The organism is Brevibacterium sp. UCMA 11754, assembly GCF_021532275.1.
Lineage (GTDB): Bacteria > Actinomycetota > Actinomycetes > Actinomycetales > Brevibacteriaceae > Brevibacterium.
Genome location: NZ_JACBOT010000024.1, coordinates 337,095 through 353,748 on the forward strand (window position 1 = coordinate 337,095; position 16,654 = coordinate 353,748).

The 16,654-nt window shown below is 62.1% G+C and carries 12 protein-coding genes and 1 pseudogene; 4 read left to right on the forward strand and 9 right to left on the reverse strand.

Features of this window, described 5'->3' with window-relative positions; genetic code table 11:
- The 4 genes from HX613_RS13575 to HX613_RS13590 all read right to left on the reverse strand — a co-directional run bounded on the left by HX613_RS13575 (position 1) and on the right by HX613_RS13590 (position 5,460).
- Entirely contained in the window at positions 1–1,089 is a 1,089-nt protein-coding gene (locus tag HX613_RS13575; protein WP_235345808.1) for a lipoate--protein ligase family protein, read from the reverse strand.
- 46 nt (positions 1,090–1,135) lie between these two features.
- Complete coding sequence (locus HX613_RS13580; protein ID WP_235345809.1) at positions 1,136–3,400, reverse strand: prolyl oligopeptidase family serine peptidase; 2,265 nt, start codon at positions 3,398–3,400, stop codon at positions 1,136–1,138.
- Between the two features lie 26 nt (positions 3,401–3,426).
- Positions 3,427–4,065, reverse strand: coding sequence for a GNAT family N-acetyltransferase (locus HX613_RS13585; RefSeq protein ID WP_235345810.1), 639 nt, complete (start codon positions 4,063–4,065; stop codon positions 3,427–3,429).
- A gap of 429 nt (positions 4,066–4,494) precedes the next feature.
- On the reverse strand, positions 4,495–5,460 hold the full coding sequence (locus HX613_RS13590; protein ID WP_235345811.1) for an HNH endonuclease: 966 nt from the start codon (positions 5,458–5,460) through the stop codon (positions 4,495–4,497).
- 555 nt (positions 5,461–6,015) lie between these two features.
- Between HX613_RS13590 and HX613_RS13595 the strand changes: the two genes are divergently transcribed.
- Positions 6,016–7,518 (forward strand): carboxylesterase/lipase family protein, encoded by a 1,503-nt coding sequence (locus HX613_RS13595; RefSeq protein WP_235345812.1) that lies wholly within the window; start codon positions 6,016–6,018, stop codon positions 7,516–7,518.
- Positions 7,519–7,861: 343 nt separating this feature from the next.
- Here the strand turns inward: HX613_RS13595 and HX613_RS13600 are convergent, their stop codons facing one another.
- Positions 7,862–8,665, reverse strand: coding sequence for an alpha/beta fold hydrolase (locus HX613_RS13600; RefSeq protein WP_235345813.1), 804 nt, complete (start codon positions 8,663–8,665; stop codon positions 7,862–7,864).
- Positions 8,666–9,030: 365 nt separating this feature from the next.
- Here HX613_RS13600 and HX613_RS13605 point away from each other — a divergent pair.
- A pseudogene (locus HX613_RS13605) lies at positions 9,031–9,726 on the forward strand (IS630 family transposase); the annotation flags it as partial.
- A 258-nt stretch (positions 9,727–9,984) separates the two neighbouring features.
- Here the strand turns inward: HX613_RS13605 and HX613_RS13610 are convergent.
- The 3 genes from HX613_RS13610 to HX613_RS13620 form a co-directional block, all read right to left on the reverse strand.
- Complete coding sequence (locus HX613_RS13610; RefSeq protein WP_235345814.1) at positions 9,985–11,502, reverse strand: MFS transporter; 1,518 nt, start codon at positions 11,500–11,502, stop codon at positions 9,985–9,987.
- Positions 11,503–11,883: 381 nt separating this feature from the next.
- Positions 11,884–12,975, reverse strand: coding sequence for a branched-chain amino acid aminotransferase (locus tag HX613_RS13615; RefSeq protein WP_235343885.1), 1,092 nt, complete (start codon positions 12,973–12,975; stop codon positions 11,884–11,886).
- A gap of 150 nt (positions 12,976–13,125) precedes the next feature.
- Positions 13,126–14,163: a 3-isopropylmalate dehydrogenase gene (locus HX613_RS13620; protein ID WP_235343887.1), complete on the reverse strand. Its 1,038-nt coding sequence runs from the start codon at positions 14,161–14,163 to the stop codon at positions 13,126–13,128.
- Between the two features lie 190 nt (positions 14,164–14,353).
- On the opposite strand from HX613_RS13620, the gene HX613_RS13625 reads away from it, so the two are divergent.
- Positions 14,354–15,205, forward strand: a complete 852-nt coding sequence (locus HX613_RS13625; protein ID WP_235343888.1) for an HpcH/HpaI aldolase/citrate lyase family protein — start codon at positions 14,354–14,356, stop codon at positions 15,203–15,205.
- Between the two features lie 40 nt (positions 15,206–15,245).
- Positions 15,246–16,040 carry a phosphatase PAP2 family protein gene (locus tag HX613_RS13630; RefSeq protein ID WP_235343889.1) on the forward strand — a complete coding sequence of 265 codons (795 nt, stop codon included), beginning with the start codon at positions 15,246–15,248 and terminating at the stop codon, positions 16,038–16,040.
- A 46-nt stretch (positions 16,041–16,086) separates the two neighbouring features.
- Here the strand turns inward: HX613_RS13630 and HX613_RS13635 are convergent.
- The coding region (locus HX613_RS13635; protein WP_235345815.1) for an ACT domain-containing protein at positions 16,087–16,654 on the reverse strand (568 nt) is incomplete at its 5' end.

Below are 16,654 nucleotides of genomic sequence, written 5' to 3' on the forward strand. Positions count from 1 at the left end.
TCACGGCACCCGGTGTGTCCACTTCTCGGTGCCGAACTTCTCGTCAACCAAGGCCTGAGCCTTTTCCAGTTCGTCGGCGGTGAAGGTGTCGAAGCTTGCCCCATAACGGTCGGCGAAGGTGTTGGCCATGACGTCGATGATGTCTTTGCGGGCTTCACCGGTCTGGCTGCGGAGGGGGTCGACGCGCTTCTTGGCACTCGAGACTCCCTTGTCAGAGATCTTCGCCTCACCGATGCGCAGGACTTCGACCATCTTGTCGGCGTCGATGTCGTAGCTCATCGTCGCGTGATGGAGCAGAGTGCCATCGCGCAGTCTCTTCTGTGCCGCTCCGCCGATCTTGCCTCCGGTCGAGGAGATGTCGTTGATCGGTTTGTAGAAGGCTTCGACGCCGAGGCTCTTCAGCGCTGCCAGCACCCATTGGTCGAGGAAGACATATGACTCCTCGTAATCGAGGCCGGCGACCAGCGAGGGCGGCACGAACATCGAATAGGTGATGCAGTTCCCGCCTTCCATGAACATCGCTCCCCCGCCGGAGATGCGACGCACAACTTGCACGCCGTACTTCTCGACACCTTCCGGACGGAGTTCGTTGACATAGGACTGGAAGGCTCCGATGACCGTCGCGGTGTCGTCCCACTCCCAGAATCGCAGCGTCGGTTTCCGACGTCCCGCCGCCACCTCCTCCAGCAGAACTTGGTCTAGTGCGACATTGACCTGTGTGGGCAGCACCTGGCCGCGGATGACCTGCCAGTCGAAGTCGGTGAAGTTCGCCGCCGACCCCAGAGCACGACGAACGACGGTGGCGATGTCCGAGGTGGAGAATCCGTGCATCGCCAGTTCAGAGCCGTACCCGGCGAGTGCCGCATCGAGGCGCTGCCGCAGATTCGCGTTGTCGGCGATGACGCTGGCGCCCACAAGAGCGGGGGCGAGGTCGAAATAGGCCTCTTCGGGTTCGAGGAAGAAGTCACCGGAGATCTTGACCTCGGTGATGTGCTTCCCGTCGGTCTCCACATCGGCGACCACAAGCTTCCCGCCGATGACCTTGTATTCGGCGTGAAAACGCTCGGGTTCGTGCATATCGTTCTTCATGTTTCCAAACCTACTCTCGGGGCCCTCACCGAGGCTGTGAACTTGCTCACTCGCCGGTCAGCGAGTTCCACAGGAACCGGTAGCTCAGTGCACGAGTGAAGGCTGCCTGCTTGTTGTCCGAGGCTGCGGAGTGTCCGCCTTCCGTATCTTCGAAGAACCACACATCGTCAATGCCGCGGTTCTGCATTCGAGCAGCCATCTTGCGTGCCTGCACTGGTCCGACACGATCATCAGAGGTTGCCGTCCAGAACAGCACGGGCGGATAGTCTGTGCCGTCTTCGAGCAGGTGATAGGGCGAGAATTTCTGGATGAACTCCCAGTCCTCGGCCACATCTGGGTCGCCGTATTCGGCCTTCCACGAATAGCCTGCGCTGAGTCTGGTGTAGCGGCGCATGTCCAGAAGAGGCACTCCGCACGAGATCGCGCCGAAGAGCTCGGGGTGCTGCGTGAGCATGTTCCCCACCAGCAGCCCACCGTTCGATCCGCCGGCGCAGGCCAGTTTCGACGGGCTCGTCACCCCACGTGTGATCAGGTCCCGGGCAACGGCAGCATAGTCCTCATAGGCTCGCATCCGGTTCTCCCGCATCGCCGAGGTGTGCCACCGTGGCCCGTATTCTCCACCGCCGCGGATGTTGGCGAGAACATAGACCCCGCGACGTCCTACGGGAATCGGTGCCTCGGCAGTCTCATCGGCCTGTCGATCGGCGGGAACTTTTCGGGTTTCAGCCGTCGTGCGACCCAACCAGCCGATGCCCATCACCGGGGAGTACACGGGAGTCCGGCTGACTTCGAAACCGCCGTAACCGTCCAGGAGGGTCGGATTGCTCCCATCGAGGACCAGCGTGCTGTCGGCGATCTGGAAGTAGGGGATCTTCGTCCCGTCCTCGCTGGTGGCGAAGTGCTGTTCCACGCTGAATCCATCGCTGGGGAAGAGTGCTGGTGCCGACTTGATGACGACGGGCTCACTGTCGCCTTTCGACGATTCCAGGCTCCCGTACGACAGGGTCGATGGAGTCAGAAACCCCGTGCTCACCAGCCAATAGTCGTTGGCGCTCGCGTCATCATGCTTGTCGACGGCTCCCAACCCGACCATGTGATTGGCGGGGACTCCTGGCAGGGAGGACGACGAGAATTCGTCGTTCGGGTCAAGAACGCTCAGTTGTGACTGCACATCGGTCAGCAGTTCGAGGATCAGGTAGTCCCGTGTCCACGTCCATGACTGCAGGGCCGTGTGCTCATCCGGGGTGAAGATGACGGTCGGTGTGATTGTTCTGGCCTTCACCTCGGCGATGTCAGCGACGGCCAGACCTCCGGCCGGGACCGAGTAATCCTCGTGAATCCACTCAGATTGGGGACGGAAGAGGACGTTGTCCCTTTCGAACCCGACTTCCACATCGGTCGGCACCTCGACGACGGTCCAGCTGTTCTCCCACGCCGAGGCGACGGTTGAGACGGACCCCGACTCATCGGTGACTGCGTCGAGGTCGATGAAGCTGAGCTGCGTATTGAAGAAGTCGATGGCATCGATGGCGAACGCTCTGTCGGTGGCATCGGCTGCTGCCGCTCCCACATCGCTGCCCACGAAGATGGCGACATGCTCGCGGGGCACTTCGGCCACGATCGGGGCATCGGAGATGGCCTGTCCGCGTGTGAGGACACGTGCCTGGCGCGGATAGGACGATGTGGTCAGTGAGTCTTCGCCGGTATCGGTGGCGACGATGAGCGTGTCATCGTCCAACCACGCGAAGCGAGTCTTCGCCGAGGGCAGGTCGAATCCGCCGTCGACGAAGGTCTTGGTCACCAGGTCGAATTCGCGCACCCGGTGGGCGTCGCCACCGTCGGGAGAAAGTGAGACGAGTGCTCGGGAATCGTCCGAACGACGCACCGAGGCTCCGGCCCATACCCAAGGCGTCTCCTCAGCTGCGCCGAGTTCGTCGAGGTCGATGAGGATCTCCCACTCGGGGGAATCTGAGACGTAGCTGTCCCATGTGGTTCGTCTCCACAGGCCTTTGGGGTTCGTGGAGTCACGCCAGAAGTTGAAGTAGTGCTCACCACGTTTGGCCACCATCGGGATCTTGCCCTCGGAGTCCAACGCTGTCCGAATCTCTCCGGCGATGGAGTCAAACAGGTCGTCCTGGAACCGGGAGATGGTCTTCGCGTTCTGGTCCTTGACCCAGCCCATCGGTTCGTCACCGTGGATGTCTTCGAGCCACAGGTTCTCGTCGTGTGGCATCGGGGCAGTGTTCTGCGACTCTGTGGCCGTGGTGGAGGTTTCGGTCTTCTGATTGTCTGCCGGAGCTTCTTTGCGCATGCCACCATCCTAGTGAACGGTTCGGCTCAGGCCGCTGGTCTGAACATCACCAGCCCCGGTTGGCCGTTGGGTGCCTGCGGCCCATGACCGAGCGTGAAGAAGCCGAGGCTCTCATAGAGTCGGCGGGCGGGGCTGTCGATGTCACTTGTCTGCAGCCAGCAGCTGTATCCGCTGATTCCGGCCAGCCACGTCTGCAGAGTAGCCCGTCCGAGACCGGAACTGCGCAGATTTGGGTCACGTGCCAACAGGTTGAGCGCGAACGACCATTCGATTGTCTGAGCGGCGTCTCCGAGAGCCGAGCGGAGCTCATGTGCCCAGTCGTAATCCTGTTCCAGCCACGACCAGAAATGTCCGTAGGCGATCGATCTTAAGCGCCCGTCGGATCGCCCTGCCACGACGAGGACCTGACCATTTCGGACCGAGAGGTCGTAGAGGTTTGCGAACAGTGACGCGTGCGTCGGATCTTCGCTCAAAGGCGGTTCGGCTGCCGCCGTTGCGTAGAGTTCTTCGACCTCGTGGGGAGGAGGCAGCATTCCCGGGATTCCGGCTGCGGAGCCGACGGGTTCCCAGCTTTGGCCCAGCCCACCTGGTAGACCCCACACGAGTTCGACGTTGAGCTCTGCAGGTGAAGTTCCGAGAACCTCACACTCGGCATATTCGTCCATGCTCCCAGCCTAGCCACGTCGGCAGTCGCGCAGTTGAACTCAGTGGGAATTCTCGCTGCGCGGCCGAGGACATGATGCTCTGCCGGGTGCATCAGAGTGCCGAGAGCCTGGTGCATCAGACTGCAGAGACGAATTCGGCCAGTTGTCCGACAAGGCACATTTCCACCTCGCTCGGCAGCTCTTCACGACGGTGCCACATATCTACCTTGAGGGATTCGAATCTTCCCTCCTCGGCGCTTCGACCTTTCGAAATGGAGGAATCCTCACAGTGAAGGTGTTGGGGTTGCTGGCTTCATCCAACGACCGTTCGTTGGCGAGGTTGGAGCGAGGAAGCTCACTGGAATTCTTCGTCGGGGTCCCGAGCGGTCTGGTGCCGATCTGATATCTGTGCCCGGTGGGAGTTCGTACGACCAGCTCTTCTGCTGTGGCCTAGTGTCGCCAACCTGGCAGCTCCTTGAGGAAGTTGCAGGCAGCGCAGAGTCCCGATGCATTGTCCCAGTCGGTCTCACCACCGGCGGCGAATGTCTGCGAGTGGTCTGCGTGTTTGATCTGGGCATCGCACCACGGTGATCGGCAGACGTCATCGCGGATCACCACCATGCGTCGAAGCAGTCCGGAGAACTCACGTCGCTTCGAGTCCATCCGGACCAGCTGTCCGTCGGACGGACGCGTGTACAACCTCCGGATGAAGACTGAGAATTCGTTCTGGGCGATGAATTCGCGCGCCGTCTTTGCCGGAATCGGGCCGAAGCCGGGAAACCATGCTGGAGTCTCGCCTGGGTCGAAGAGGCTGTTTTCGTTCATCACCACGTGGACTTCGGTAGGAATGGCCTCAGCACTGTCTTGGCCTGTGGTCCTCTCGACCAAGAGATCGGCCATGACCTGTCCTTGAGTTCGCCCTTCGGATTGTCCTGTCCCGACGATGGACTGTGCCGATCTCGACAGGTTGGCATACGCTGCCACAGACTGCGACAGGGGCAGGAGCGCTGTCAGATAGGCCATGCCTCCTGGTGCAGGACGCACCGTGACGGCGCGTCCTTCCACACATCTGTCGAGGTGTTCGACGGCTGCTTTCTGGCCGAGCTGCTGAGCCAGAGCGCGAACCTCGTTGCCCAGTCGACCAACACCCACCTCGGCGAGGCGGTCGGCCATCCGGTCATCGACCTGGTGACGCTTGTCTCTGGGGAACCAATCGGTCTCCTTCGCAACAACTCGCGCCTTCTCCTCTGAGATGTCTCCGCTCTTCAATGAGGCATAGGTCTTCGGCAGATCCAACAACAGGGACCGGGCGAAGCCGAGCAGTTTGCTGCCTCTGGCCCGCGACACCTTCCGAGCCAAGCCGAGGTCGTCAATTATGCCGACAATTCTGTCGAGGCAAAGCTCGCCGACGGCCATCGACACACGCTCATCGCTGCTTTCGGGGAAGCGTGTTGATGTCAGGCAGCATCCGGCACCACACGAGATTCCACCCTGGCTACCACCCAGTAAATTAACACCACCAACTACCGGCTCCGAGGTGAAAGCCCAACGCCTTAAGCGCTGGCACCCCGACAAGTTCAAGCGCAATTGTCTCCCGTCAGCCGGAGGCGAGGAGTCGCTGTTGCCGAAACTTCCGAGGATGATTGGACCGGATATTTCTTGGGATTCATTGCCAAGGACGAGAACGTCGGCGAGGCGAGCGGGGGGCGATTTTGCCGTCGGTGATCGCCTGGCGAATGATTTGCTCGACCATCCGCTATTCACCACGCTATTCGACCGCCACGCTCGCACAATTTCGAGCTGTGCAGCCTTCTAGGTCACTGGCGCCTCTGCTCCACCATCCGCAATAGAGCGCGGACGATTGCTTCATGGCGCACTTGTGCGTCTACATTCTTTGGCATTGTCAGCTCCGCCCGTTCCATGTCATGTGTCATAATGCTTGTGATTTGGAACAAGGTCACAGGGAGCGACATGGGACACGAGCCAGGCTGTCCTCGGGTTCAGACGACAGAGGGCATGGTCGAAGGTCGATGGCGTTCGCAGATGGCGGAGTTCCGGGGACTTCCCTATGCCCGTCCTCCCGTGGGCAACCTCAGGTTCGTCTCCCCCGCACCTCCCGCGCGCTGGGAAGGTACGCGGGAGGCCATCGAATTCGGGCCGCCGCCCCCGCAGTCCGGGCCCGTCCAGACTGAGTCAGTGCAGCAGACCGAATGGCTGACGCTGAATGTCTCCACCCCGGACCCGGGGTCGGCGGGGTTGCCGGTGATAGTTTGGATCCCCGGAGGTGCCTACATCACGGGAGTGGGCAGCGATCCTGCCTACGATGCCACGAGACTATGCCGAACCGGGGTGGTCGTGGTGACGATCAACTACCGCGTCGGCGTCGAAGGGTTCGCCCATTTGGAAGGGGCTCCGGCAAACCGCGGTCTTCTCGACCAGATCGCCGCACTGGAATGGGTGCAACGCAACATCGGCTGGTTCGGCGGCGACCCCTCCCAAGTGACCGTTGCGGGCCAGTCGGCCGGAGCTGGATCGATCGCCGCCCTGCTAGCGATGAGCTCGGCGCGCGAATTGTTCCAGCAGGCCACCGCCCACTCGGTCCCAGGTAGCCACATCACTCCCGCGCTGGCCGAGCAGGTGACGTCCGAGTTGGCACAGAGACTCGGAGTGTCACCTACCGCTGATGCGATGGGCGATGTCGATCCCTGGCGACTGGCCGACGCGCTCACCGCGTTCAACGGCGAACTCGCGGTCGACCCCGCGCGCTGGGGCCGACTCGCCCAGATGGGAGTGGCAGTCTGCCCGGTGATCGACGGCCAGGTTCTGCCCGAAGATCCGTGGTCTGCGTTGCACAGTGGCCGCGCGGACGGCATAGATCTTGTCGTCGGGCACACTCGCGACGAGTTCCGGCTCTTCTCGGTGATGGCGGGCCGGGCGGGGACCTTCACCGACGCCGAGACTCGAGCCGCCCTCGACGTTTGGGCTCCGAAGCCACATGGAGCGGCTGACTACCGGTCGGCCTTCTGCGAAGCCGCTGCCAGCGAGTTGCTGGAGACGGTGGAGTCTGACGCACTGTTTCGGATGCCGTCACTTCACCTGGCCAAGGCAAACACGGCTGCTGGTGGCACGTCATATCTGTTCGAACTATGCCTGACCGCGACCGCGCTTGATGGCATATTGGGAGCCTGTCACAGTCTCGACGTCCCACTCGCCTTTGGCACTTTGGACAGCCCAACCGGTAAGGGAGTGTTTGGTGCTGCGCCAAGCCCCGCAGCCCGCCGCGTCTCCCAGGAGATCGGTGAGGCATGGGCCCGGTTCGTCGCCATCGGCGATCCTGGGTGGCCCGTCTATCGAGACGAGCAACGTCTCACCCGCGTCCTGGATGCGATGTCGGCGACCGTGCCATACCCGGAGGAGTTCTCTCGTCAGATCTGGGAGAACAGCCCGCCGACCCCGTTTGATATCACCGGCTGAGTCGAAGATACCGATCGCGGTGAAGGAAGCTTCAGCATCGTGGACGGCCCTTTCCGCATTTTCCCGCAATATGTTGAGGCCGCCCGGGCAATGTAAGCGCTGTTCGCAAGACTGGGGCAAACGGTTGCGCGTCATCTGCTGGGTCGTCGCGAACGTCCCAGCGTCAGACATCGCAGCAGCCAGGTGCCTCTGTACGGAACTTCTCAACCTGGGGATGAGGAGGGCAACCTGGAATAGGAGGCCTGGTCGATCTCGGCGAATATGGCTGAGAGGCACGACACCAACCTGCTCTCACAGGCGCTCGCGATTTTTGAGCCGCAAGACGTAAGTCGCTGGGGTCTCATCACGTGGTGTACGTAGGGCGCGTGCATTCCCACAGCGTCGCCAACAAGGCATTGACTCGTTCCGATTGCTGGGTGTGGGGGTAGTATCCCGGAACGCGCACCAATTCCGCGTCGATGATCTGCGACAGACTCTCCGCGCACTCCATCAACGCCTCACCGGCGTATTTCCTATACATTTCAGGTGCGTCCTCCCACGTTCCGGCTATCACGAGTTTCGGCCAATTGGAGTTGCGCAGTGCCTCAGTCGGGACCTCCGCCTCCCAGACTGGCCGTTCACGCATCGATGTCGCGACAGCGCGGAGCCTGTCGTGGGTAGGTTCGGGCATAGTCATGCCGAGTCCCTCTGTAGATCCGCGCAGATAGTCTTCGGCAGTGACGTGGTCAGGTACCGAGACGTCCTCAACGCGTTTTAGCAGCTGTCGTACAGCCGGGGCATCCGCAGCAGCTCGGAAAGTCGGTGGCTGGATGACTGCGAGAGAATGCACGAGGTCTGGGCGTTTGGCTGCAACGAGTAGTGATGCGAGGCCGCCGTTGGAATGGCCAACGAGATGAGCGCCGTCGAGGGATTCCAATAGGTGCTCGATGTCGGCCGCATCGATGTCGAAATCACCGCGGAGAGTGTCGGGACTGGACCCGTATCCGCGACGATCCATCATCAGCAATCGGTACCGGCGGGCGAGCGGTCGCTGCTTCGCGAATCCGTACTCCTCATCCGTTGCCCACGTGAAGATCCCGTGTGTGAAGACCACTGGCGGCCCTCTGCCTTCCGTCTCGTCCCACACGGTAACTGAGACAGAGTCCATCGCTCTTCTCCAATTGAAGACGCGATCGTCGGTCACCGCGTTTCGGTAGGTTAAGTCTCATCCAAGTACGCGAAAATTCTAGCAATCATCGCCAACCTTGGCCATGGCTTGGTCAGCACCATGCCTAACAATCGCGGCGTGCCCTTCTCAACGGCATCCCGTCCATTTCAATGCGCAGACCCAGTGGACACCGAGTTCTAATCCTTCACTTGCGAACTGTGGGCTGGCGAAGACAGACCTCTGTGCACAGCGGACAAGCTGGTCTCGTCTTCGGAGACAGCAATTTTCGCGAAGATACGATACCTTCTAGTGTTGCGTGTCTTTAGTGCCTGAATGGTCGGCTGGTTGTTTGAGAGAATTGGGTTATGGCGAATTCTCCCACTCCAGCACTGATCCTGCATGGAGACGATGAGTCCATCCTGCGGGAAGGGGTGCGAGCGTCAACGATCAAGGCCGGCCTCGCCCGGCGAGCACGGATCGTGCTCTTGGCCGCCGACGGTCTTCCGACCACACGCATAGCTGACCTGACGGGCTCGTCAGTGGTGACCGTGCTGAAATGGCGGGAACGCTTCGCCGAAGCAGGCATCGCCGGACTCGGCGATGACCCACGCTCGGGTCGACCGAAGCAGCTCGACCACTTCGATATCGTCACCACCACTCTGGTCCCGCCACCGAAGAAATACGGAGCCACGCACTGGTCCTCGCGCCTGCTGGGCAAACACCTCAAAGTCGGCAACGCGACTGTCGCCAGAGCGTGGCGCGAGTACGGGGTCCAACCGTGGAAGGCAGAGATATTCAAGTTCTACACCGACTCTGAGTTGGACGCGAAAGTCACCGATGTCATCGGCCTCTACTTGGCACCGCCGGATAACGCCGTCGTGTTGAGTGTCGATGAAAATTCTCAGATCCAGGCTCTCGATCGCACCGCACCGTTGCCGCCAATGCGCATGGGCGATGCCGAGAAGCGCACCCGTGACTACCACCGGCGCAGAACACCAACGCAGTTCGTGGCTTTGGACGTCGCCACGGGCCAGGTCACCGGGGCAGTCAAACCCAGGCATCAGTTCCTCAACGTCTCTCTGGCCTGAGCTGCCGCACTCGCTGAGGTCAGTTCTTCCAACGCAGTGATTCTGTCGATCGCTTCGTCCTCCGTCTGCGCCGGAGGCAGATCGGACAGCACTTCGCGCCACCGATGAATTTCGGTGATCACGTCTGAAACCGACTCCGCTTCCATACCAATGACAGTAGCGGTCGGTCCTGACACGAGATTTTCGATATGTGTCAGCCCAGGTCAGAGGTGAAACCGAGCGGGCGGTACCTCAACCGAGCGCTTCGCCTGTGGTCTCTCGCGCGAGCAGACCCATCAGCACCACCGCCACGACCACGAGCAGTCCCGTGAGGATGAAGGTCACTGTCAGTCCGAGGACTGGCCACATGAATGCACCGAAGACCAGCGGAGCGATACCGGTTGCAATGCGTGAGGCCGCAGATGCCCAGCCGAACCCCGAACCTCGCAGACGGGTCGGGTACAGCTCCGACACGTAGGTGTAGAGAGTGGGAATCGCGATCTGGACGACGAACCCGAATCCGATGATGCTGGCCTTGGCGGCGAAGGTCAGCTCTGAGCCCGAGGCCTCGATGAACACTGCAGCGCCGACCAATAGGAGGGCGGAGACGATCGAGGTCACGCCGAGCACCCATTTTCGACCCACGCGTTCGACGATCAGAGCCGAGACGATGACGCCGAGGATGCCCACCGCGGTCATCGACCCGGTGACCATGAATGCTGCTTGATCACCCATGCCCTGTTTCTTCAGGATGCCCGGCAGCCACGTCAGTGCCGCGTAGTAGACAAGGAGAACGGACACGAACAGCGACCAGGAGACGAGAGTCGTCTTCGCCGAGTACTGCCAGAGCTGGACCAGCTGGCCGCTGGCCGCACGAAGCTGTTTGTTGACGGAAGTCACCGTTCCAGCCGAGTCCGATGTCTTCACCGGCGCCTGGGCCGCGCCGGCTACGTCGCCAGTGCCGGTGGCCCGGGCTGCGGTCGTGCCGGCGGCACCGGAAGTGTCGGTCGTGCCGCTGGCACCGGAAGCGTCGGTCGCGCCCGCGGTGGGGACATCGTGGGTCCACGTCGTCACTTCGGCGCCGGTGCGCTCAACGAGCCGGGAGATGATGGCGTCGGCTTCGGCGTACCGTCCGACGGAAGCAAGGTAGAGGGGGGATTCGGGAATTCCGAAACGCACGGCAACCGTCAGCAGCGCGGGCACGATCATGACGAGCATGATGAGGCGCCAATCCCCCACGTCCAGCAGCGTTGCAGAGACGAAGGCGCACAGCGAGGCGCCGATCGGCCACCAACCGTCCATTGCGGTCAGGACTCGACCACGGTGCTTCTTGGGGGTGAATTCTCCGACGAGGGCATAGTCGACGGGGATGCATCCGCCGAGCCCGAATCCAGCGAGGAATCGGAAGAGGATGAACCAGCTGAACGCTGGAGAGAAGGCGCCAGCGACGGTGAAGATCGAAAACACGAGGAGTGTGAGTGTGAAGGCCTTCTTGCGGCCGATGACATCAGCGATGCCGCCCCAGATGAAGGCGCCCAACGCCATGCCGATGAGGTTGGCCGTAGCGATCCAGGCTGCCTGGCCTACGCTCAGGCTCCAGTAGTCGCTGAGCAGTGGGATGAGGAACCCGTTGAGGGCGACGTCCCAAGCGTCGAACATGAACCCGAGGCCGCCGATGATGAAGATGGCACCTTGGGTTCGCCACCGCCACGGAAGGTTGGCGACGACTTCGGAAGCGGTCGGCGTGGACGCCGAGGTTGCAGTAGACACGAGGCCACAATACCTCTTTAACGCATTTGTGAGTAAAATTGTTCGCATCTCGTCGCTGCACCTTACGCAGCCGGACAGAAGCCGAAGGAATCAGCGCGCGGAATCTTCTTCGTCGGCACGGCGCCGTGGCCGAGAATCGCGCTTCTCCTCATACCTGAGCCACGTCTGCCGAATCGCACCTGCTGACCCATGTCTGCTGAGTCCAGCGCTGGAACTGCCGAAATCCACATGGCACGCTAAGAGGGTCGGGTGCCGCGATCGAAATCGCAGCAGCCGCCCCTCTCAATGTGGGACGACCTGAGCCGCCTCGTCTGAGCAGTCCTCAGCACTCAAGTCCTCAGCACTCAAGTCCTCAGCGCTCAGGCCCTCAAGCCCCAGACTTCAGGCCAGACGAACCATCCAGTTGTTCTTGTCCTCGGCGCGGCCGTACTGGATGTCGAGCAGAGTCTTACGGAACTCCATGGTCTTCTCACCGGGCTCTTCACCGTGGTCGATCGTGAATTCGCTGCCGATGACACGGCCGATCGGAGTCACGACTGCGGCGGTGCCACAGGCGAAGGCTTCGACGATGTCGCCATTGGCAGCTCCCTCACGCCATTCCTCGACGGAGATCTTGCGCTCTTCCGGCTTCAGGCCCAGCTGCGGGGCAAGGTCGAGCAGGGACTGGCGAGTGACACCGTCGAGGATGGAATCACCGAGCTCCGGAGTGAGCAGGCGGCCATCCTTGGTCACGAGCATGAGGTTCATTCCGCCGAGCTCATCGACGTATTTGTTCTCTGCCGCATCGGTGAACAGCACCTGCTGGCAGCCCTGGGCTGCGGCTTCATTCTGCGCTGCCAGCGAGCCCGCGTAGTTGCCGCCGCACTTGGCGAATCCGGTGCCACCGGCGCCGGCGCGGTTGAAGTTCTGCGACAGCCAGATCGAGACGGGCTTGATGCCGCCGGAGAAGTAGGGCCCGGCGGGGCTGGCGATGACGTAGTAGTCGACCTCATGGCTGGAGCGCACGCCCAGGAACCGTTCGGTGGCGATCATGAAGGGGCGCAGGTACAGGCTCGACTCGTCGGCTTCGGATTCAGGGGTGGGAACCCACTCCTGATCGAGTGAGACCAGCGCCTTGATCGATTCGATGAAGTCGGATTCCGAGATCTGCGGCAGCGCAAGACGCTCGGCGGACTTGTTGATGCGCGCAGCGTTGCGCTCGGGACGGAAGGTCCAGACGGAGCCGTCTGCGTGGCGGTAGACCTTCATGCCTTCGAAGATCTCTTGCGCGTAGTGGAACACTGCAGCAGCAGGATCGAGCACCAGCGGGCCGTACGGCTTCACCTCGTGAGCGTGCCAACCATCGTCAAGGGTGTACCTGACGTGGGCCATGTGGTCGGTGAAGTAGAGCCCGAATCCGGGATCCTTCTTGATGTTCTCTCGCACCAGCTCGGGTTGCGGCTGGACATTCTTGAGAACGGCAAACTTGGTCATAAGAACTCTTTTCTCATTTGTGATGAGTGACACTGTCAGGGTAGTCCATCACCCCGGTGCGCGTCGCACCGGGGTGATGGCTCACGAATCGTCCAGTCGGCCCTCGCCACGCCGAGGTGGTCGTGCCCACCTCGGCCCCTGCAGGCCGCGTCAGCTCAGGCGGGCAGCGATCGCGTCGCCCACCTCGGCGGTGGAGCGCTTGGTTCCGTCGCGGTCGGCCAGATCGGCTTCGACAGCGGTCTCGATCGACTTCGCCACGACGTCGAGTCCCAGGTGCGAGGCCATGAGCGCACCGGAGAGGATCGAGGCGGTCGGATCGGCGATCTGCTGTCCGGCGATGTCCGGTGCCGATCCGTGGATGGGCTCGAACAGGCTCGGTCCCGTGCCTTCGACGTTGAGGTTGCCCGAGGCGGCCAGACCGATGCCGCCGGTGACAGCCGCGGCGAGGTCGGTGAGGATGTCACCGAAGAGGTTGTCGGTGACGATCACGTCATAGCGGCCGGGGTCGGTGACCATGTAGATCGTGCACGCGTCCGTGTGCTCGTAGTTGAATGTCACCTCTGGGTATTCTGCGCCGACCTTCTCGACGACGCGACGCCATAGGTGACCCGCGTGGACCATGACGTTGTGCTTGTGGACGTAGGTGAGCTTCTTGTTCCTGGCCTGCGCACGTTCGAACGCATCGCGGACTGCCCGCTCCACGCCGTACCAGGTGTTGATCGAGACCTCGGTCGCGACCTCATAGGGGGTATCGGTGCGCACCGAGCCGCCCATTCCGGTGTAGGAGCCTTCGGTGCCTTCGCGGACGACGACGAAGTCGATTTCGCCGGGGTCGGCCAACGGGCTGGTGACTCCGGCGAAGAGCTTCGAGGGACGCAGGTTGACTGCGTGGCTCAGACCGAAGCGCATCTTGAGGATCACACCTCGCTCGAGCACGCCCGACGGCACGCTCGGGTCACCGCAGGCGCCGAAGAAGATGGCATCGTGGGAACGCAGCGATTCCAGCTCCTCGTCCGTGAGTGTCTCGCCGGTCTCGTGCCAGCGCTTGGCACCGACTTCATAGTCCGTGAGATCGAGTTCCACGGGCTCGCCGGACACCTCGATGGCGCGCTTGAGGACCTTGAGGCCTTCGGGGACGACCTCGTTGCCGATACCGTCGCCGGGCATGACTGCAATTGAGAACTTCATGGTCTCAGACTAGAACTCATCTCAGCATGCAACTTGTTCGTCCTACTATTCGGACACATTTCGACCGCCGGGTTCAGCGAATCCCGTCATCCACAATTTCATGTCTCAAACTTCGTTCCCGACTACAATTTCGCGGCTCGAGCGTCGAAGATGGGAGGAACACCCCGAAACCCCCAGAGAAAGTCGATCATTGACAGAAACGATCCGCAACGCCCGAGCCGCCGCACTTCCCGCCAAGCTCTCCCGCTCCTGGCTGTTGGTCAACGCGGCCAAGGAGGAGATCTTCACCGAGGCGCAGATCTCCGAATCGGATTCCGTCATCTTCGACCTCGAGGCCTCGGTCTCCGACGACAAGAAGCTCGCCGCCCGCGACAATGTCGTACGAGCTCTTGAAGGCGGCATGTCCGCATGGGTCCGGATCAACAAGATGGACTCTGAGTTCTGGGACGACGACCTTGCCTCCATCGCCATGCTCCCCGGCCTGCGCGGAGTGATGCTGCCCGAGACGGAACGTCCCGAGCAGGTCTCCTACACCGCGATGCGCGCGAAGGCAGGACTCCCGGTCATCGCTCTGCTCGAATCTGCGATGGGTGTGGAGAACGCGACCAAGATCGCCGAGGCGCCGGGCACATTCCGCCTTGCCTTCGGAACGAACGACTTCCGCAAGGACACCGGCTTCTCCGGCGATCCGATGGCACTGGCCTATGCCCGCTCACGACTGACCATCGCCTCGCGCATGGGTGGACTGCCCGGCGCGATCGACGGCCCTTCAGCAGCCACTGCCAGCGATGAGCAGGTCCGCACGGATGCCGAGGTCACCCACATGATGGGCATGACCGGAAAGCTCGTGCTCAACGTCGATCAGGTCGTGACGCTCAACGAATCGATGAGCCCGAGCGAAGACGAGCGCGACTGGGCCCGCCAGCTGCTCGAGGCTGCCGAGGGCGGCTCCGAGATCACGGACGGCTCGTACCTGCCACGTCTGGCACGCGCAAAGAAGATCGCCTCCCTGGCGTCGACCTACGGGCTCTGGAACGCCTGAGCCTGATCTTGAGTCTGAGTCTGAGTCCGAGCCCTCAATAGTGTCGGTCCGTCAACCCTCGTGGATTCTGTGGTCCACCCTGCCGGTGGTCCTCCTCGTCGTTGCCTTCGGCCTGTGGCTGAGAGTCGATGTCTCCGGGCCCACGACGGTTGACCAGGACTGGCTGAATCTCGTCGGGCTTGAGCCCGACACCTCCGGGTACTGGCTGGCGGTCATCCTCGCCGAGGTGGGCGGGGGCACGGGGGCCGTGATCTGCACCGGCCTGCTGGCTGCGCTCTTCATCCTCCTGCGACGGTTCCGCTCCGCGGGCGTCCTCGTGACCACCATGCTCATGGGAATCGTCCTGTCCGAGCTGCTCAAGGCCGTGGTCACCCGGGTCCGCCCCAGTGAGCAGCTCTATGACTCCCTGGGCTATTCCTATCCTTCAGGCCATTCCATGGGCGCGGCCGCACTGGCCTTGGGGCTGGCATTCATTGCCTCCCGTGCGCACATGCTCCGGCTGGCCGGGGTGGGCGCAGTTCCCCCGTTGGCAATCCCACCGGAGAACAAGACCGAGCCTGTCCCTACTGACACCGAGACTGCCCCCACCGAAACCGCAGCCGTTCCGACCGAGATCACTGCCCCGCTCGAACCGGTGCGCCTGCGGTTCCACTGGTCCATGCTCCTGGCCTTCGCGTGGATCCTGCTGATGATGTGGTCGCGCACCGCGCTGCAGGTGCACTGGCTCTCCGACACGATCGCCGGAGCCCTCATCGGCATCTCGGCAGCTGTGCTCGCCGACGAGCTCTGGACCTGGGCGACGATAAGGTCCCGTTCACCTCATCGTCAGGGGTGAACGGGACCCGTTCGGTCTGCTGTTTCCTGTGGAGGTCAGTCCTCGCTCAGTGAGACCCGCTGAACGCTGATGCGTTGACGGCCCCGGCCACTGCCTTGACGACTTCCTCGGATACTGCCGAGTCGACGGCCAGCACGGAGAGTGCATCGTTGTCGGTCGCCGAGGGCGAGACCTGCATACCGGCGATGTTGATGTCATTGGCACCCAGGGCCTGGCCCAGCTGACCGATGATGCCGGGACGGTCCTCATAACGGAAGATGAGCAGGTTGTCGGTGAGCTCGATCTCCAGGTCGAAGTCGTTGACCTCGGTGAGCTTCTGCACGAGCTTCGGTCCGGTCACGGTGCCCGAGACCGAAATCCGCTGCCCTTCGCTCGTCGTCGCGGTCAACCGGGTGACGTTGCGGAAGGATTCGCAGTACGGATCGGTGACCAGTTCGACGCCGATGCCGCGCTCCTCAGCCAGCAGCGGTGCGTTGACGTAGGAGACCTGATCGGATACGACGTCCTTGAACAGTCCCTTGAGCGCGGAGAGCTTGAGGACGGACACGTCCTTGTCTGCGATCTCGCCGTTGACCTCGACCTTGAAGTGAGTGACAGAGGAGTTCGCCAGCGAG

What these genes read in the sequence shown, in the direction of transcription:
- HX613_RS13585 (WP_235345810.1), bottom strand. Translation starts at nt 4,065, where the DNA reads ATGGACGAATATGCCGAGTGTGAGGTTCTCGGAACTTCACCTGCAGAG.
- HX613_RS13615 (WP_235343885.1), bottom strand. Translation starts at nt 12,975, where the DNA reads ATGACCAAGTTTGCCGTTCTCAAGAATGTCCAGCCGCAACCCGAGCTG.
- HX613_RS13600 (WP_235345813.1), bottom strand. Translation starts at nt 8,665, where the DNA reads ATGGACTCTGTCTCAGTTACCGTGTGGGACGAGACGGAAGGCAGAGGG.
- HX613_RS13580 (WP_235345809.1), bottom strand. Translation starts at nt 3,400, where the DNA reads ATGCGCAAAGAAGCTCCGGCAGACAATCAGAAGACCGAAACCTCCACC.
- HX613_RS13595 (WP_235345812.1), top strand. Translation starts at nt 6,016, where the DNA reads ATGGGACACGAGCCAGGCTGTCCTCGGGTTCAGACGACAGAGGGCATG.
- HX613_RS13590 (WP_235345811.1), bottom strand. Translation starts at nt 5,460, where the DNA reads ATGGCCGTCGGCGAGCTTTGCCTCGACAGAATTGTCGGCATAATTGAC.
- HX613_RS13620 (WP_235343887.1), bottom strand. Translation starts at nt 14,163, where the DNA reads ATGAAGTTCTCAATTGCAGTCATGCCCGGCGACGGTATCGGCAACGAG.
- HX613_RS13575 (WP_235345808.1), bottom strand. Translation starts at nt 1,089, where the DNA reads ATGAAGAACGATATGCACGAACCCGAGCGTTTTCACGCCGAATACAAG.